Source organism: Amycolatopsis samaneae (assembly GCF_039541975.1).
Classification (GTDB): domain Bacteria; phylum Actinomycetota; class Actinomycetes; order Mycobacteriales; family Pseudonocardiaceae; genus Amycolatopsis; species Amycolatopsis samaneae.
Window position 1 is genome coordinate 63,331 of record NZ_BAABHG010000024.1, and the last position, 16,574, is coordinate 79,904.

The 16,574-nt window shown below is 68.6% G+C and carries 14 protein-coding genes; 2 read left to right on the top strand and 12 right to left on the bottom strand.

Annotated elements, in window-relative coordinates; all coding sequences use genetic code 11:
• Positions 1–35 precede the first annotated feature (35 nt).
• Genes ABD987_RS41495 through ABD987_RS41510 form a run of 4 tightly spaced genes read right to left on the bottom strand, consistent with a single transcriptional unit; the run spans position 36 to position 4,512 of the window.
• Positions 36–1,196 carry an acyl-CoA dehydrogenase family protein gene (locus tag ABD987_RS41495; protein ID WP_345407920.1) on the bottom strand — a complete coding sequence of 387 codons (1,161 nt, stop codon included), beginning with the start codon at positions 1,194–1,196 and terminating at the stop codon, positions 36–38.
• A gap of 10 nt (positions 1,197–1,206) precedes the next feature.
• Entirely contained in the window at positions 1,207–3,117 is a 1,911-nt protein-coding gene (locus ABD987_RS41500) for an AMP-binding protein (protein ID WP_345407922.1), read from the bottom strand.
• Between the two features lie 2 nt (positions 3,118–3,119).
• Positions 3,120–3,581, bottom strand: coding sequence for a MaoC family dehydratase (locus tag ABD987_RS41505; RefSeq protein ID WP_037347224.1), 462 nt, complete (start codon positions 3,579–3,581; stop codon positions 3,120–3,122).
• Positions 3,582–3,618: 37 nt separating this feature from the next.
• Entirely contained in the window at positions 3,619–4,512 is an 894-nt protein-coding gene (locus ABD987_RS41510) for an HpcH/HpaI aldolase/citrate lyase family protein (protein WP_345407927.1), read from the bottom strand.
• Between the two features lie 67 nt (positions 4,513–4,579).
• Here ABD987_RS41510 and ABD987_RS41515 point away from each other — a divergent pair, with 67 nt between their 5' ends.
• Positions 4,580–5,428: an alpha/beta fold hydrolase gene (locus ABD987_RS41515; RefSeq protein WP_345407929.1), complete on the top strand. Its 849-nt coding sequence runs from the start codon at positions 4,580–4,582 to the stop codon at positions 5,426–5,428.
• Between the two features lie 114 nt (positions 5,429–5,542).
• Here the strand turns inward: ABD987_RS41515 and ABD987_RS41520 are convergent, their stop codons facing one another.
• Genes ABD987_RS41520 through ABD987_RS41550 form a run of 7 tightly spaced genes read right to left on the bottom strand, consistent with a single transcriptional unit; the run spans position 5,543 to position 14,224 of the window.
• Positions 5,543–6,319 (bottom strand): SDR family NAD(P)-dependent oxidoreductase, encoded by a 777-nt coding sequence (locus tag ABD987_RS41520; protein ID WP_345407931.1) that lies wholly within the window; start codon positions 6,317–6,319, stop codon positions 5,543–5,545.
• Positions 6,316–7,872: a class I adenylate-forming enzyme family protein gene (locus ABD987_RS41525; RefSeq protein ID WP_345407933.1), complete on the bottom strand. Its 1,557-nt coding sequence runs from the start codon at positions 7,870–7,872 to the stop codon at positions 6,316–6,318. The genes ABD987_RS41520 and ABD987_RS41525 overlap by 4 nt, the downstream gene beginning before the upstream one ends.
• Entirely contained in the window at positions 7,869–9,329 is a 1,461-nt protein-coding gene (locus ABD987_RS41530; protein WP_345407935.1) for an aldehyde dehydrogenase family protein, read from the bottom strand. The genes ABD987_RS41525 and ABD987_RS41530 overlap by 4 nt, the downstream gene beginning before the upstream one ends.
• Positions 9,326–10,048 (bottom strand): hypothetical protein, encoded by a 723-nt coding sequence (locus ABD987_RS41535; protein WP_345407937.1) that lies wholly within the window; start codon positions 10,046–10,048, stop codon positions 9,326–9,328. The genes ABD987_RS41530 and ABD987_RS41535 overlap by 4 nt, the downstream gene beginning before the upstream one ends.
• Complete coding sequence (locus ABD987_RS41540; RefSeq protein ID WP_345407939.1) at positions 10,045–11,967, bottom strand: hydantoinase B/oxoprolinase family protein; 1,923 nt, start codon at positions 11,965–11,967, stop codon at positions 10,045–10,047. Before ABD987_RS41540 ends, ABD987_RS41535 begins: the two co-directional genes overlap by 4 nt.
• Before the next feature lie 5 nt (positions 11,968–11,972).
• Complete coding sequence (locus ABD987_RS41545; RefSeq protein ID WP_345407941.1) at positions 11,973–14,000, bottom strand: hydantoinase/oxoprolinase family protein; 2,028 nt, start codon at positions 13,998–14,000, stop codon at positions 11,973–11,975.
• Positions 14,001–14,014: 14 nt separating this feature from the next.
• Complete coding sequence (locus ABD987_RS41550) at positions 14,015–14,224, bottom strand: hypothetical protein (RefSeq protein ID WP_345407943.1); 210 nt, start codon at positions 14,222–14,224, stop codon at positions 14,015–14,017.
• A 174-nt stretch (positions 14,225–14,398) separates the two neighbouring features.
• On the opposite strand from ABD987_RS41550, the gene ABD987_RS41555 reads away from it, so the two are divergent.
• The gene (locus ABD987_RS41555) at positions 14,399–15,358 is read left to right on the top strand and encodes an AraC family transcriptional regulator (RefSeq protein ID WP_345407945.1); all 960 of its coding nucleotides are present in this window, start codon (positions 14,399–14,401) and stop codon (positions 15,356–15,358) included.
• On the opposite strand, the gene ABD987_RS41560 is transcribed toward ABD987_RS41555, so the two are convergent.
• Positions 15,246–16,466: a CaiB/BaiF CoA transferase family protein gene (locus ABD987_RS41560; RefSeq protein ID WP_345407947.1), complete on the bottom strand. Its 1,221-nt coding sequence runs from the start codon at positions 16,464–16,466 to the stop codon at positions 15,246–15,248. The two genes, ABD987_RS41555 and ABD987_RS41560, sit on opposite strands and share 113 nt — an antisense overlap.
• Positions 16,467–16,574: the final 108 nt, after the last annotated feature.

Here is a 16,574-nt window from a genome sequence, read left to right on the forward strand (position 1 = left end):
GTACCCGAATCGCCACTCACGACCCAGGTGACCAGTCAGTACGACCGCGGCAGGCCAAGCACCTGCTGCGAGACGTAGTTGCGCACCATCTCCTGCGAGAACGGGGCGTTGCGCAGCAGCCGCACCTCACGCCACAGCCGTTCGACGTGGTACTCCTTCGCGTACGCGTAGCCGCCGAGCGTCGAGAACGCGCGGTCGCACGCCTCGAAACCGGCCTCCGCGCCCAGGTACTTCGCGGCGGCGGCCTCCGGACCGCACGGCTTCCCCTCGTCGAACAGCTCGGCGGCCCGCATCGCCATGCCCTCGGCAGCCTCCAGCCGGATCCAGGAGTCGGCCAGCGGGTGGGCGACGGCCTGGTTCTGGCCGATCGGCCGGTCGAACACCACTCGGTTCTTCGCATACTCGGAGGCGATCTCCAGCGCGGCCCGGCCGAGGCCGATGCCCTCCATGCCCACCACGATGCGCTCGGGGTTGAGACCGTCGAGCAGGTAGTAGAAACCCTTGTCGACCTCGCCGACCAGCCGGGCCTCGGGCACGAACAGGTCGTCGATGAACAGCTCGTTGGTGTCGATGGCCGCGCGGCCCAGCTTGTCGATCTCCCGCACCGCGATGTGCTCGCGGTCCATGTCCGCGAGGAACAGCGACATCCCCCACAAGGGTTTGTCGTCGCGACGCGGTGACGTCCGTGCCAGCAGGAGGATCTTCTGCGCGTTCTGGGCGTTGGTGATGAAGACCTTCTGGCCGTTGACCTTCCAGCCGCCGTCCACCTTGACGGCCTTGGTCTTGATCCGCGAGGTGTCCACCCCGGCGTCGGGTTCGGTGACGCCGAACGCCATCAGCAGGTCGCCGGACGCCAGCTGCGGCAGGAACTCGCGCTTCATCTCCTCCGAGCCGTACTTGACCACCGGCGCCGGCGGAAAGACGTAGAAGTGGATCGCCGACCCGCCGCTCATCCCGGCGCCCGACGACGAGATCTCGGCCATCATCACGGCCGCTTCCTTGAGGCCGAGGCCGATACCGCCGTACTCCTCCGGGATCATCGCGCCGAGCCAGCCGCCCGCGGCGAACGCCTTGATGAAGTCCCACGGGTATTCGTGCTTGCGGTCCTTGTCCAGCCAGTAGTCGTTGTCGAACTTCCGCGCCAGCTCCCGGGTGGCCTTCCGGACGATCTCGACGGTGTTCTCGGTTTCCGTCATTGCCGCTCTCCTAGTCTTCGTCCGCGAGGACGGGGATGTCTTCCAACGGTGTCGCCGGGTCCAAAGAGGACAGATCGCCGACCGGCGTGCCGGTGAATCGCGATCGGATCGCGCGGCGCATGATCTTGCCGTTCTTGGTCTTGGGCAAGGTCTTCACGACGTACACGGCCGGGGCGAACGACCTGCCCGCGTTCGCCAGCGCCGTCGCACGCAGGTCGTCGAGGTCGACGTCCTGGTGCCGGAGCACCACGAAGGCCACCGCGCGCTGGCCGCGGCGTTCGTCGGGGGCGCCGATGACCGCGACCTCCGCGATCCGCCCGTCCTTGAGCAGCGCGGCCTCGATCTCGGCCGGGCCGACCCGGCGGCCCGCCAGCTTCAGCGTGTCGTCCGAGCGGCCGTGGATCACCCACGAACCGTCATCGTCCACACTCGCCAGATCGCCGTGGACCCATACACCGTCGAACCGGGCCCAGTAGGCGTCGAGATACCGCTCCCGGTCCTGCCAGAACGCGTGCGTCATCCCCGGGAACGTGTTGCGCACAGCCAGTTCGCCGATCGCGTCCACGACCGGCTTCCCGTCGTCGTCGAGCACGACCGCGTCGACGCCCGGCAAAGGGCCCGTGAACGCCGCCGGCGCGGCGGGCAGGAACGGGTAGCCGACCAGGATCCCGCCACCGACCTCGGTGCCGCCGCTGTAGTTGACGATCGGGACACGCCGCTTCCCGACCTGGTCGAACAGCCACCACCAGGTTGGTTCGTCCCACGCTTCACCGGTGGAGACGAACGACCTCAGCGTCGCAAGGGCGTGCGCCGGCCGCTCCTGTGCGGAACGCAGAGCACGCGCGGCCGTCGGGGCGATGCCTTGCACGGTCACGCCGTTGCGCTCGACGACGTCCCACAGCCGGTCCGCCGTCGGATGGGTGGGCAGCCCCTCGATCATCACGATCGTCGCGCCGAGCTGTAGCGGTCCGGCGATCAGCATGGGGCCGACCAGCCAGCCGAGATCGGTGATCCAGCAGACGACGTCATCGGCGTGCACGTCGAAGCCATAGGCGAAGTCGGTGGCGGTCTTGACGGCGAAGCCGCCGTGCGAGTGCACGATGCCCTTCGGCCTCCCGGTCGTTCCGGAGGTGTAGACGATGGTGAGCGGGTCGTTCGACTCCGTGGCCACGGTCTCGACCGGCGCGGGCTCGGTGTCCAGTTCGTCGTAGTAGACGTCGCGGCCGGGGCTCATCGGCACCTCGGTGCCCAGGTGCCGAAGGACGACGACCGTGCGCACGGACGGCGCGTCGGCGACCGCCTGGTCAGCCGTGGCCTTGAGCGGGATCTCTTTGCCGCGCCGGGTGGTGCCGTCCGCGGTGATCAGCGCGACGGCTTCGGAGTCCTGCAGCCGGGTGGCCAGCGCGTCGGACGCGTAGCCGCTGAAGGCCGGGACCGACACCGCGCCGAGCATCGCGATCGCCAGGAAAGCCACGACAGCCTCCGGGACCACGGGCATGAACAACACGACCCGATCACCCCGGGACACTCCGAGCGTGGCCAGGTTCGCGGCGAACCGGCGTACCTGCTCGTCCAGTTCGGCGAAGGTCAAGGTCCGGCGCTGTCCCGAGTCGCCTTCGTACACCACGGCGAGCTTCTCGGACCGCGCGTGGCGATGAGCGGCCAACTGAGCGACGTTGATCCGGCCGCCGGAGAACCATCGCGGGAACGGCTTGCCCTCGGACTCGTCCAGCACCCGGGTGAACGGCTCCGCGAACTCGACACCAAGGTCGTCGACCACCTCACGCCAGAACCACTCCGGGTCCGCGATGGCCCGGCGGTTCAGGTCCTCCACCCCGGCGAAACCCCATCGGCGCAGCGCGGCCAGCAGACGGCTGCGTTCCCGGACCGCGTCGTCCGGAACCCAAGCGATGTCAGGCATGGTCAGTCCTGCTTCACGGGACGCTTCATCATGAGCCCGGCGCGCAGCGCGTCACAGACGATCTCATCGCGCTGGTTGATCCCGAAGTGCCGGAACATCACGATGCCGGAGTCGTCGCGGCTCTTGGACTCGCGCTTGCTGACGATCTCGGTGCGCACGTGGATGGTGTCGCCGTGGAACACCGGCTTGGGGAACTTGATCTGCTCGAACCCGAGGTTGCCGAGCGTGGTCCCCTGCGTCGTCTCCGGCACGGTCACCCCGGACACCAGCCCCAGGATGAACAGGCTGTTGACCAGCCGCTGACCGTAGATCGAGTTCTTGCTGTACTCGGCGTCCAGGTGCAGCGGCGCGAGATTCAGCGTCATCACGCTGAACAGCGTGTTGTCCGCCTCCGTGACGGTGCGGCGGGTGGGGTGGTCGATGACCATCCCGGGTTCGAACTCCTCGAAGTACAGGCCTGCCATCGGATGATCCTTTCAAAAATATTATATATGTCCGCTGTCACGCGTGGATCGACAAGGCGTCCGCCAGCTCGATGACGCCCTCGGCGGTCTTCACGTGCGCGATGTCGATGTGCTGCCCCTCGAAGTCGACCGCCGCGCTTCCGGCGGCCTCCGCCTCGCGGAACGCGGCGATCATCCGGCGGGCCTGATCGACCTGCTCGGGCGGCGGCGCGAACACCTCGTTCGCCACCGCGACGTGCGACGGGTGGATCGCGACCAGGCCCCGGTACCCGAGGCCGCGGTTGTCCAGGCAGAACCGGCGGCAGCCGTCGAGGTCCTTGATGTCCTGCCACACGCCCGCCACCGGGTGGTGCAGACCGTTCGACCGGGCCGCGAGCACCAGGCGGCTGCGCAGGTAGAGCGTCTCCAGCCCGGCCGGGGTGAATTCGAAGCCGAGCTCACGTCCGACGTCGGCGTTCGGCCCCGTGGCACCCAGCAAAGAGGCGACGCGCGGGCTGGCGGCGGCGATCTCCTCGCAGTGCGCCATCGACGTGGCCGTCTCGAAGCTCAGGATCAGCTTCACCGAACCGGGTTCGAGCCCGTCCCGCTGTTCCAGGTGGGTCAGGACGCCGTCGAGGCGGACGATCTCCCGCGCGGTGAACACCTTCGCGAGGAAGAGTCCCGCGAGGCCGGGGCGGACCACCGCTTCGAGGTCCGCGCTCAGCAGTCCGCTCACCTCGGGGTTGGCCCGCACCCACAGGTCGGGGCGCACCCCGTCGGCGGTCAGCCGGTCGATCGTGTCGGTGACGGTCTTGCGAGCCTGCTCCTTCTCCGCGGCAGGGACCGAGTCCTCGAGGTCGAGGATCAAGGCGTCCGCCCCCGAGGCGATGCCCTTGTCCGCCCAGGCCGCCTTGTGGCCGGGAACGAAGAGCATCGAGCGATACGGTTTCATCGTGGTCTCCCGTCGTTAAATATAAAATATATACTACGAACCCGTCCCGAGGCGAGAGGTGACCGGCATGCTCCACCACGAGGCGACCACTTTCCGCGGCGCCCACGGACTCCGGCTCAGCGCCGACCGATGGGAACGACCCGGCTCACGACGCGGCGCAGTGCTGTTGCTGCACGGCGGCGGCCAGACCCGGCACTCCTGGAACCGCACCGCGCACTCACTCGCCGAAGACGGCTGGCAGGCTTGGACGCTCGACACCCGGGGCCACGGCGACAGCGAATGGTCCCCGGACGGCCGCTACACCCTCGACGACTTCACCGCCGACCTCTACGCGGTCATCTCGCAACTGGACACGAAGCCCGTGGTGGTCGGCGCGTCGCTGGGCGGACGCACCGCGCTCGCCGCCGAGGGCGAACGTCCTGGCACTCTGGCCGGGCTCGTGCTGGTCGACATCACCCACCGCACCGACCACTCCGGGCAGTCCCGAGTCAAGCGGTTCATGACCGGCGCCCCGCACGGGTTCGCCAGTCTCGCGGAAGCCGCCGACGCCATAGCCGCCTACCGGCCGGGACGACCTCGGCCGCGCAGTCTCGACGGGCTCAAACGCAACCTGCGCCGTCGCGAGGACGGGCGCTGGTACTGGCACTGGGATCCGCGCTTCCTCGGCCCGACCGCCGACGCGGGGTACTACTCCCCCGAACGGCTCGACCGCGCCGCTCGCAGCATCGCGGCGCCGACCCTGCTGGTGCGCGGCCTGCACTCGGACATCGTGACGGCCGAGTCCGCGGCGGAATTCCTCGGCCTGGTCCCGACCGCGCGACAGGTCGTCGTCCCCACCGGCCACATGATCACCGGCGACGACAACGACGTCTTCACCGCTCACCTGCGGGAGTTCCTCACCCGCGATCTGCGCTGACTCCCGCACCCACGTAAGCGCGTGTCGCGAAAGCCACTTTCGGGACACCAGACGTCCCGAAAGTGGCTTTCGCGACACCCTCATGACTCACGCCAAGCCCAGACCGGACAGGTCTCAAGGCGCGTCGAAGACCGTGGTCGCCGGGTCCACCGCCGCACCACCGCCGTCGGCCACCAGCACGTGCCCGGTGACGATCGAGGCGTCCCGCGACGCCAGGAACGCGCACACCGACGCGATCTCCTCGGGTTCGGCGACCCGGCGCAACGGCGTGTGCTCGGCCACCACCCGATACGCCTCGTCGACGGTGATGCCCTCACGCTCGGCGAGGTAGCTCATCGCGCCCTCCCCCAGCGGCGTGCGGACCCAGCCGGGGCAGACCCCGTTCACCCGGACGCCGCGCGGGCCGTAGTCCCGCGCGAGCCAGCGCACCAGGCCGATCACACCGGCCTTCGCCGCGCTGTACCCCACCGTGCCCGGAGGACCGGAAAGCAATCCCGCGGTCGAGGCGAACAGCACCAGCGACCCGCGGCTCTCCACCAGATGCGGCAGTACCTCACCGGCCAGGAAGTACGAGCCGTGCAGGTTCACGTCGAAGGCGCGGAACCACGCGTCGTCGGCCTTGGGGCTCGCGGTGCCGGCGACAGCGGCGCCCTGCGTGGCGATCACCGTGTCCAGGCCGCCGAGGTCGGCGACGGCCTGTCGCACTACTTCAGACAGGGCTTCGCGTCGCGTGCCGTCGGCGGGCAGGGCGATTCCGCCGATCTCGTCGGCGACCTCCTTGAGCCGTTCGGCGTTGATGTCGGTGACCGCGACCTTGGCGCCGTCCGCGGCGAACCGGCGTGCCGTCGCCGAGCCCACACCACCCGCGGCTCCGCTGATCAAGACGTTCATGCCCGTTCTCCGTCCACTTCGGACTCGATGGCGGCGTGGGTCTCCCGCAGCCGGAACTTGAGGATCTTTCCCGAGGCGTTGCGCGGAAGTTCGTCCGCGAACACGAAATACTTGGGCACCTTGTACCCGGCGAGCCGTTCCCGGCAGAACGCCCGGAGCGCCTCGGTCTCGATGGACGGGCCCGGCTCGGCGACGACGACCGCGCAACCGACTTCGGCGTAGCGCGTGTCCGGAACGGCGACGACCGCGGCCTCCAGCACCCGTGGATGGGCCGCCAGCACCTTCTCGACCTCGGCGGGGTAGATGTTCTCCCCGCCGCTGCGGATCATGTCCTTGGCCCGGCCGGCCAGATGCAGGAAGCCGTCGGCGTTGACGTACCCGAGGTCACCCGTCCGGCACCAGCCGTCGTGGAAGGTCGCGGCCGTCGCGTCAGGACGGTTCCAGTAGCCCTGGCTCACCGCCGCGCTGCGGACCTCGATCTCGCCGACCTCACCGGCCGCGGCCTGCTCACCGAACGGCGTGACTACCCGCGCTTCGGCGAGCGGCAGCGGTCGTCCGATGCTCTTCGGCTGCGCGAGGAAGTCCGCGTCTTCGAGGGTCGTCGCGATCGCACCGCCTTCGGTGAGCCCGTAGACCTGGGTGAGCTTCACCTCCGGCAGCCGCCGCTTGACCTCCTCGGCGGTCGACGGCATGAGCGTGTCCCCGCCGAGGATGAACCGTCGCAGCGACGACGGCAGCCGGTCTTCGAGGTCGGGCCGGTGCAGGAGTTCGTTGAGCATGAACGGGAACAGCAGGCAGTCGGTCACCCGCTCCACGCGCAGGACCTCCAGCAACCTGTCGACGGTGAAGTTTCCCGACGGCAGGAACACCGCCCGGCCGTGCATGAGCAGCGCGGGCGCGACGACAGCCTCGAACCCGCCGGCGTGATAGATCGGACCGGGAACGAGCGCGACGGTGTCCTCGGTGAACTGCCATCGCAGGGCCTGACCGGTCGCCACCGCGACGGTGTTGCGATGTGTCCACACCGCGCCCTTCGGTGACCCGGTGGTGCCCGAGGTGTAGAGCAGGCTCATCGCGTCCTGTTCCCCCAGTTCCGGCAGGTCGTCGAGGGGTTCCTTGCCCTGCAACACAGCGAAGGGAGACGCCCACGAAGGCACCGGCTCGTCCGTGTCAGGCAGCACCACATAGGTGCCCACACCGGTCTCGTGCCGAATGGGCTCGACGCGCTCGGTCAGGCTGCCGTGCACGACGACGACCGAGGTCCCGGAGTCGGCCAGGATGAAGGCCAGTTCCGCCGGGGCGAGGCGGAAGTTCAGCCGGACGGTGATCACGCCGAGCCTCGCGGCCGCCAGGTACAGCGGCACGTACTCGGCGTCGTTGAACAACATCAGCCCGAGCCGGTCGCCCTTGCCCAGCCCCAGTTCGCGGAGCGCACGCGCGTACTGCCTTGTCCGTACGTCCAGTTCTCCGTAGGTCATCCGCACTCGGGCGTCGAAGCTGAACGCGACCCTGTCCTTGCCGGGTGCGGCGTCGAGGATCCAGTTGAACGTCATCTCGGACCTCCCCTGCCCCGCAGGATCTGCTTGAGCTCGGTGAATTCCAGGATTCCTTCGGGGCCGGCCTCCCTGCCCCAGCCCGAACCCTTCATCCCGCCGAACGGCGCCGTGACCGCCGGGCCGAACGCGTTGACGGCGACCGAACCCGCCCTGATCCGGCGGGCGTACTCCATGCCCTTCTCGTGATCAGCGGTATAGACACTCGCCGACAGCCCGTAGCTGGTGTCGTTCGCCAGCCGGAGCCCGTCCTCGGGATCGGCGTAGGTCAGCACGGCCGTGACCGGACCGAAGACCTCCTCCCGCGCCAGTTCCGAATCACGGGCGACGTCGGTGACGAGCGTGGGCTCGAAGTACCAGCCGCCGTCGAACCCTTCGGGCCTCTTCCCGCCGGTGACGATCCGGGCGCCGTCGCCGACAGCCCGCGTCAGGAATCCTTCGGTGCGTTCGACGACCGACGGCGAAGCGAGCGGCCCGAGCTGGGTCCGCGGGTCGAGCGGATCGCCGATCGTGAGCCCTTCCCACGCCTGCCGCAGCACGTCGACGATCTCGTCGTGCCGTCGCTCGGGCACGAGGATCCGGGACAGCGCGGCGCAGACCTGACCGCCGCCGCTGGTCGCCCCCGGCACGAGCGTCTTGAGCACCACGGTCAGGTCCGCGTCGTCGAGGATCAGCGCCGGGGACTTCCCACCCAGTTCGAGATGGGTGCGGGCGAACCGGTGCCGGGTGGCCTCGATGATCTGCTGCGCGGCCACCCGGCCGCCGGTGAGCGACACCATGTCGACGAAGGGGCTCGCGGTCAGGGTGCGGCCGATTTCCGCGTCACCGCAAAGAATGCTCAGCGCGCCCGCTGGGAATCCCGCGCCCGCCGCGCATTCGGCGATGATCCGCATGATCAGCTGCGACTCGATCGCCGCCTTGACGATCACCGGGCAGCCCGCGAGCAGGGCGGGCAGGACCTTGCTCGCGATCGTCACCAGCGGTCCGTTGTAGGCGATGACCGCCGCGACGACACCCGCCGCTTCCCGCCGCAGCATGAGGTCGCCGAGCGCGGACTCGCGGGAGTCGTCGCAGAGGACGTTGCCCGCGCTGTCCAGCAGTGTCCGCCAGGCCGCCACCGCGGCGAACCGGTGCAGGGTGCGGCTGTAGCGGACCGGCATCCCGGACTCGACCGCCCAGACCGCGCCCATGTCCTCAAGCCGCGCCTCCAGCTCAGCGCAGAACCGGCCGCAGATCTCGACGCGTTCCGTCACCGGGAGTTCGGCCCACGTGGACAGTGCTTCGCGAGCGGCCTGGATCGCGGCGAGAGCGTGCTTTTCCGATGGCAGCCCGACCGTCGCGACCGGCTCACCGGTACTCGGCGAGACGATTTCGCGGGTATCACCGTCGGCGGGCACCCACTCCCCCGCCAGGAACACGTCGTCCAGGTGCGGCACTGCCACCCCACCGGTGGTCACTTCGCCCCCTTCGCCGGGAAGAACGGGCTCACCGGCCGCAGGAACATCGAGCCGAAGGGCAGCTTCATGAAGTCCGGCAAGACCATGTCACCGGAGACCAGCTGCCGTTTGACATCTTCGCGCATCGGGCCCAGGTCACCGCTGGTCTCGTAGATCGCCAAGTGGCTCACTTCGGGTGTCACGACGCCGGGCAACGGCTTGACGCCCGACGTGACGAACCGCTGCGCCCGGACGAATCCGGGTGCCGACAGCACCTGCGGGATGTGCTCGTCGTCGTACCACTTGTCGTACTCGGCGCTGTCCGCCGGACGTTCGCTGAAGACGAGCCAGAGGTGACGATCGTCGAGGTCTTCGAGCTTGTCGAAGCGTTCCGAGTGGTGCGGTTCGCTGACCGGTTCGAGGAACAGGGCCGTGAACGGCTGGACCATGAAGTCCGGCAGCACCATGTCGCCGGACCTCAGCATCCGCTTGACCTCGTCGCGGAAGCCCGCCGGGCTGCCGTCCAGCTCGTACAGCGCCGCGTGCCCGTAGTCGACCGGCTCGGTGCCCGACAGCGGTTTGGTGTCCGCGACCACGAACCGCTGGGCGCCGACCATGCCGGTCGTGTCCATCACCTGCGGGATGTGCTCCTCGTCGTACCACTGGTCGAAGGCGGATCGTTCACCCGTGAACGTGGAGAAGGCGAAGAACAGCGTGCGGTCGTCGAAAGCGGGAATCATTCCTCAATCCTGTTCGTACGGAGTTTCGTGGTGGCCTGCTCGTCGACGCGCAGGCCTTCGGGGTCGTGGTGCGCGTCGCCGGCGATCACGACGCCGTAGTCCCTGGCCGCGCCCTCGACGCTGACGTACTCGTTGCGCACGTCGGCGAGCACGCGTTCGGCGTCGCGGGCGAAAGGGTCGCCCCAGCCGCCACCACCGTTGGTCACGCAGCGCAGGACGGCACCGGGTTCGGTCTTCCACACCGGTTCGCTGGCGAAGTAGTGGTAGACGCCGGTCTCGGGATCGAGCGCTTTGGTCTCCGGGTCGAGCACGCCCGCGACCGGGACGCTGCCGGCGTAGGCATCCTGACCGGTCCCGAGCAGCCCGCCTCCGTTCGCTCCGGGCGGGAAGAACCACATCGCGCCGGTAGGACCGGCCTGACCGCCGTTGGCGCCGACACCACTCGGCACCTTCGTCCGGAAAGGCGAGAGGTAGTGGCTCGCATCGGACAGCCAGAGCGTGTCCTTGAGGTTCGCCGCCCCGCCGCGGAAGGTGCCCGCGCCGCCGGTGTCGATCGCGTGTTCCTTGCGCAGCATCACGACCGGCGAGTCGTGCTCGATCGTCTCCGTCGCCGGATCGAGGTTGTTCAGGAAGAACAGCACCGTGTAACTGTCGCCGTCACCGTCCTTGGTGGCACCCCACGGACCGTGCTCGCCACCGCATTGGGTGGCACTCGTCCAGGGAGTCCCGTCGGCGGTCAGCCCGGACGCGTTGTGCGTGTTGGTGGAGCCGTAGTCGCCCGCTACGCCCTTCTCTCCCAGGACGGGGTTGAGAGCGGCGAAGATGGCCGACACGACGGCACCGGACGCCTCCCAGAACATCATGATCCCGCCGTCCGGCGGCAGGGACGACACCACCGTGCCGGGTGGGGTGGCGAGGTCGATGGTGCGCCAGGTGCCCGACGTGAACGGCACTTCGGGATCCAGCAGCATCGTCAGCGCGACGCCGACCGCGGTCTTCGTGTCCAGCACCCCGCAGTTGACGCAGGTGCGAGCCTGCGGCGAGGTGCCGTCGAGGTCGACCTCGATGTCCTGCCCGCGTTTGCGCAGCGTCACCTTCACGGTGTAGTCGACGCTGTCGTCCAGGCCGTCGGCGTCGATGAGCGAAGAGCCGGTGTAATCACCATCGGGGACCAGCGCGATCGCCTCGCGCATGCGCTCGGCGGAGGTGTCACAGGCGTAGGTGAGCGTGCCGAGATAGGCGTCGAGGCCGTAGCGCTCGATGTTCTCCAGCACGAGCCGCTCGCCTAGCTTGAGCTGCTGGTGGATGCTCTTGAAGTCCGGCAGCAGCATCCCGCCCCAGCGGGTGTTGTCGAAGATCAGGCTGAACGTCGACCGCACCGGTTCGTCCTTGGACCACAACAGGACCGGCGGGATGACGAGCCCATTCTCGTACACATTCGACTTCGTGGCGGAGAACCCTCCGGGCACGGTCCCGCCCATGTCGAGCTGATGGGCGCGCATGTTGACGAAGGAGACGATCTCGCCGTCGACGAAGACCGGCCGGATGAAGCAGACGTCGTTGACGTGCGTGCCGCCGCGGTACGGGTCGTTGCAGATCAGCACGTCGCCCGGCGAGAGGTTCTCCGGTCCGTACTCCTCGACCGTGTTGCGCACGGCGTCGCCGAGGGTGCCGAGGAAGACCACGAGACTGTTGCTGACCACCGCCATCGGGTAGCCGCGCTCGGGCGGGCCGCTGATGGTGCAGGCGAAGTCGTACCAGTCGCGGATGATCGGCGAGAACGCCTCCCGCATGAAGCCGGTGGACATGTGCTCCACCGCGTACCGCAGCCGGTTCAGGATCACCGCGGTGGTGAACCGGTCACTGCCGTAGGCGGCGCCGAACTCGTCGTCGGGGATGTCGCGCAAACGTGTGTCCACTGTGGTCACTTCCTCCGGATGATCAGTTCGCCGTAGCGGCCGACGCTCGCGCGCTGCCCCGCACCGATGTGCGTTGTCGACAGCCCTTCGTCCACGATGGCCGGTCCTTCGAGCACATCGCCGGATCGCAGCGCGGCACGGTCGTAGACGGCCGCTTCCTGACCGGCTTCGCCGTCGCCGAGGTACCGCAGGACGGTGGTACGGACCGGTTCGAGCGGTTCGTCACCGCGAGCCGGGAGTTCCGGGTAGGTCACCTTCGGGGTGTCCAGGACGGCCCGCACGCGGAAGGTCACGCCCTCGACGGGAAGCATCTCGAAGCGGTTGCCCGACCGGCCCTCGTAGGTGTCGTGGAAGGCGCCGATCATGGTGGCGATCGCGGCGTCGTCGATCGTGCCGTCGGGCACCGGGACGAACGGCGTCTCCCAGCTCTGCCCGACGAGGTGGGCGTCCATGCTGCGGTGGAAGGTCACGCGGGTCCCGCCGTCGAGGCCTTCCCGCAGCCGCGCCTCCATCTCGGTGAACAACGTGTCGATCTTCGGCGCCGCCTCCGGGGTGAGCACGAGGTAGGCGCTGCGGTTGACGGTGAAGACCTGGTCGGCGGACAGCAGGCCCAGCGCGGAGAACAGGCCGGGATTCGGCGGCACGATCACCTGCTTGCAGTGCACGGTGTCGAGCACCGCGGGCAGCAGCATCGGGCCGGCCGCGCCATAGGCGACGAGGCTGTAGTCGCGTGGGTCGACGCCGTTCTTGATGGCGATGTTGAACACGCCCTCGGCCATGTTGTTCACGGCCATCTCGTAGGCGTAGCGGACCCGCTGGGCGAGCGTGAACTCCGAGTCGAGGCCCTCGAACGCCCGCCTCGCCAGCGCTGGATCGAGCCCGACCTTGCCGCCGGCGAAGCGCTCGGGGTCGATGATGCCGATCATCAGGCAGGTATCGGTGGTGGTCGGCTGTGTGCCGCCCCGGCCGTAGCAGGCAGGTCCGGGGTCCGCGCCCGCACTGTCCGGGCCCACCTTGACCTCGCCCGCGGAACCGATCGCGACGATACTGCCGCCGCCCGCGCCGATACTGGAGATGTCGTTGGCCAGCGCGTTGACGACGAGATCGTGTTCCAGCTCGAAGGTCGTGTTGACGAACGGTTCGCCCGCCGTGACGACGCTGATGTCGCACGAGGTGCCGCCGACGTCGGCGCACAGCAGATCCCGCTCCTCGATCAGCGCGCCGAAGTGGGCACAGGCGACCGTGCCGGCGGCCGGGCCGGAGAACACGATGCGGAACGGCTGCTCCATCGCCCGGTCGGACGGGACGAGGGTGGCCGCGCAGTCGGCGAAGTTGAGCTGCCCGGTGAAGCCCAGGTCGGCGAGCCCCTTCTCCAGCTTCGCGGTGTAGTCCGAATAGATGATCTTCATCAAGGTGTCGACCACCGTGGTGGACGCCCGCGCGTACTCCTTGGCCAGCGGGGAGACCTCGCTGGAGATCGAACAGGGGACATCACCGAGGACCTCGCGGACCAGCTCACGCAGCCGTACCTCGTGCACGGGGTTGACGTAGGCGTTGATCAGGCAGATCGCGACCCCGGTGACCCCGCAGCGGCGGAGTACTTCCAGTTCGGCTCGCGCCTGCGCTTCGTCCAGTTCGAACAGCACGCCACCGTCGGCCGTGATCCGTTCGCCGATACCCCGGCGGAGGTAGCGCTCGACCAGCGGGCGGGCCGCGTCGCCGAAACTGCGCCGCCAGCGCGGGTCCAGAATGGCCGACGCGGGCCGCCAGACCCGTCCCATGTCGAGGATGTCGCGGTGCCCCTCGGTGGTCAGGAACCCGATCTTGGGCAGCCGCCGGGTGATCACGGCGTTGAGGCCGTGCGTGCTGGCGTGGTTGAACACCTCGGCGTTCTCGACGCCGAGGGTAGCGGCTCCTTCCAGGACCGGTCCGTAGACCTCGGTGTAGGACGTGGACACCTTCGCGGTGCGGATCTCACCGTCCTGCAGTGCCACCACATCGGTGAACGTGCCGCCGACATCGACTGCGATCATCGTTGATTCCTCCGCTACAGCAGGTCGGACAGGAGCTGGATCGGGCCGAGCCGTGACCACGGCGTGCGTTCGACCGACAGCAGGCAGTTCTGGCATTTGACGACTTGGAACCAGCCACCCTCGGAAACCACGGGGTAGCGGCGGAGTTCGGCAGCCCCGCAACGGGGGCAGGGGCCGTCCACTGGGGTCCGTTCGAGGACCGGCGTCTTGCTCTGTTCACTCATGTCGCACAACTCCACTGGTGCGCTCGGTGCGTCGGGTGTGGAGAACGTATGCCCGAGTGGCGGCGGTCACCATCCCGTGAGCGAAGTGCGGCCATCCACTTTTCGCAGGTCCGGGGCCCGCGCACATAAATATGATATATTTTAGGGATCGCAATGAAGCGTGAGGAGGCCGTCATGCGCCCGCTCAACTTCCGTACCGGCGACCTCGACGTCGCCCACGAGCAGGTCACGAAGACCTTCGCCAGCCACGAGGTACACGTGGCCGAAAGCCGCGATCTGAAATTCCGGCTCGATCTGGCCCCGTCGTTGCGGCTGACGATCGCCCGGATGTCCTACGGCGCGGACACGACCATCCACGGTCCGGCGATGCGGCTCTGCTATCACGTCAACCTGCCGGTCACCGGGCACAGCACGGTCGAGCAGAACGGCGTGGGCCGCAGGTTCGCGGCGGGCGAGGCCGGTGTCGCGTTCGTTCCCGAAGCCCCGGTCATGGTGCAGTGGAGCGCAGACTCCTGGCAGTACCACGTCAAACTGCCCAAGGACCTCCTGGAGGCACACGCCGCCAAGCTGATCGGACGGCCGGTCGACGAGGAAATCGCCTTCGACCTGACGTTTCCCTTGAAGTCCAGCTCGGCACAGGCACTGCTCGCCACCGTCGGTTTCCTGTACACCGAACTGAGCAGGGAAGGCGGGGTCGCCACGATTCCGGCCGCCTGCCACGAACTGGAGTCGGCGCTGATGAGCCAGCTGCTCATGACGGTGCCCAGTCAGCTGAGCGCCGATCTGCACAGCAAGCCGGCGCACAGCAAGCACTCCAAGATCCGGGAGATCATCGACCACATCGACGGCCACCCCGAGGAAGAGCTCACGACCGCCGATCTCGCGGCCAGGGCCGGGATCGGCGCACGCGCCCTCCAAGCGGGGTTCCAGGAGGTGGTGGGCATGTCCCCCACGGCGTACCTGCGCGGCGTCCGGCTCGACCGGGTCCACCTCGAACTGGTCTCGGACACGCGCTGGTCGGTCACCGAGATCGCGGCACGCTGGGGTTTCTTCCATCCTGGACGGTTCGCTCACCAGTACCGCGAGCGGTTCGGGATGCTTCCCTCGGAGACGGCGCGCCTGACCAGGCGCTGATCACCTGGTCGACGTCGAGAAGGTCCGGCACCGGCGCCTGCGGCTCGCGGGCGGGTGTCCGCCCCATCCGGGGTGCGGGGCTCGGATGCAACACGCCGCCGACACGGCGGAAGACCTCACGCTCGGCGTTGTGCGGATGCTCCGCGGCTTCGTCGAACGTGAGCACCGGTGTGACACAGGCATCGGTACCTTCATAGATCCGCGCCCACTCGTCACGGTCCTTCGCCGCGAACGCCTCGGCGATCAGCTTTCGCAGGCGCGGCCACTCGGTCCGGTCGTCCTGCTCGGGCCATTCCGTCAGGTCGGTGCCGAGCCGCGTGACGAACTCGCGGTAGAAGTCGGGCTCCAAGGCACCCACCGCCACGTAGCGCCCGTCGGCGCATTCGTAAGTGTCGTAGAAGGGCGCGCCGGAGTCCAGGTAATTGGTGCCGGGTTCGTCGTCGTAGCGGCCCGCGGCCCGCAGCCCCTGCAACTTGGCCGTCAGCAACGCGACACCGTCGAGCATCGCCGCGTCGATCACCTGGCCACGGCCCGAACACCGGGCTTCCAGAACGGCGCACACGACGCCGAAGGCCGCCGCCAGCGCACCACCCGCGTAGTCGCCGAGCAAGTTGATCGGTGGCCGCGGGGCCTCACCCGCCCTGGCCATCGCGTGCAGGGCGCCGGACTGCGCAACATAGTTGATGTCGTGGCCGGCCTGCTGCGCCAGCGGGCCGGTTTGGCCATATCCGGTCAGGCGGGCGTACACAAGCGCCGGATTGCACCGGAGAAGCTCCTCCGGTCCGAGGCCGAGACGCTCGGCCACTCCCGGCCGGTACCCCTCGACGAAGACGTCAGCGGACTCGACCAGGCGCAGCACCGATTCGACACCGGCGGCGCTCTTGAGGTCGGCCTCGACCGTTCCGACACCACGGTTGGCGAGGTCGTGTTCGGGCGCCATTCCTTCGGTCTGCCCGAGTGCGCGTCCCTGGCGATTCGCCGGACGCGCCACTCGCACGACCTCGGCCCCCATGTCCGCCAGCAGCATGCTCGCGAACGGCGTCGGTCCCATTCCGGCGAGCGCGACCACCCGCACCCCGCTCAACGGTCCGTTCACCTCGGTCGTCATCGCACTCCCTTGACATATTATGTTTGATCCTGCGCGATCAGGCGCCGATGCCGTGCCATAATCGACAGAACGTTGTATATGATGTTCGCAACCGATTTGGGGAGGTGC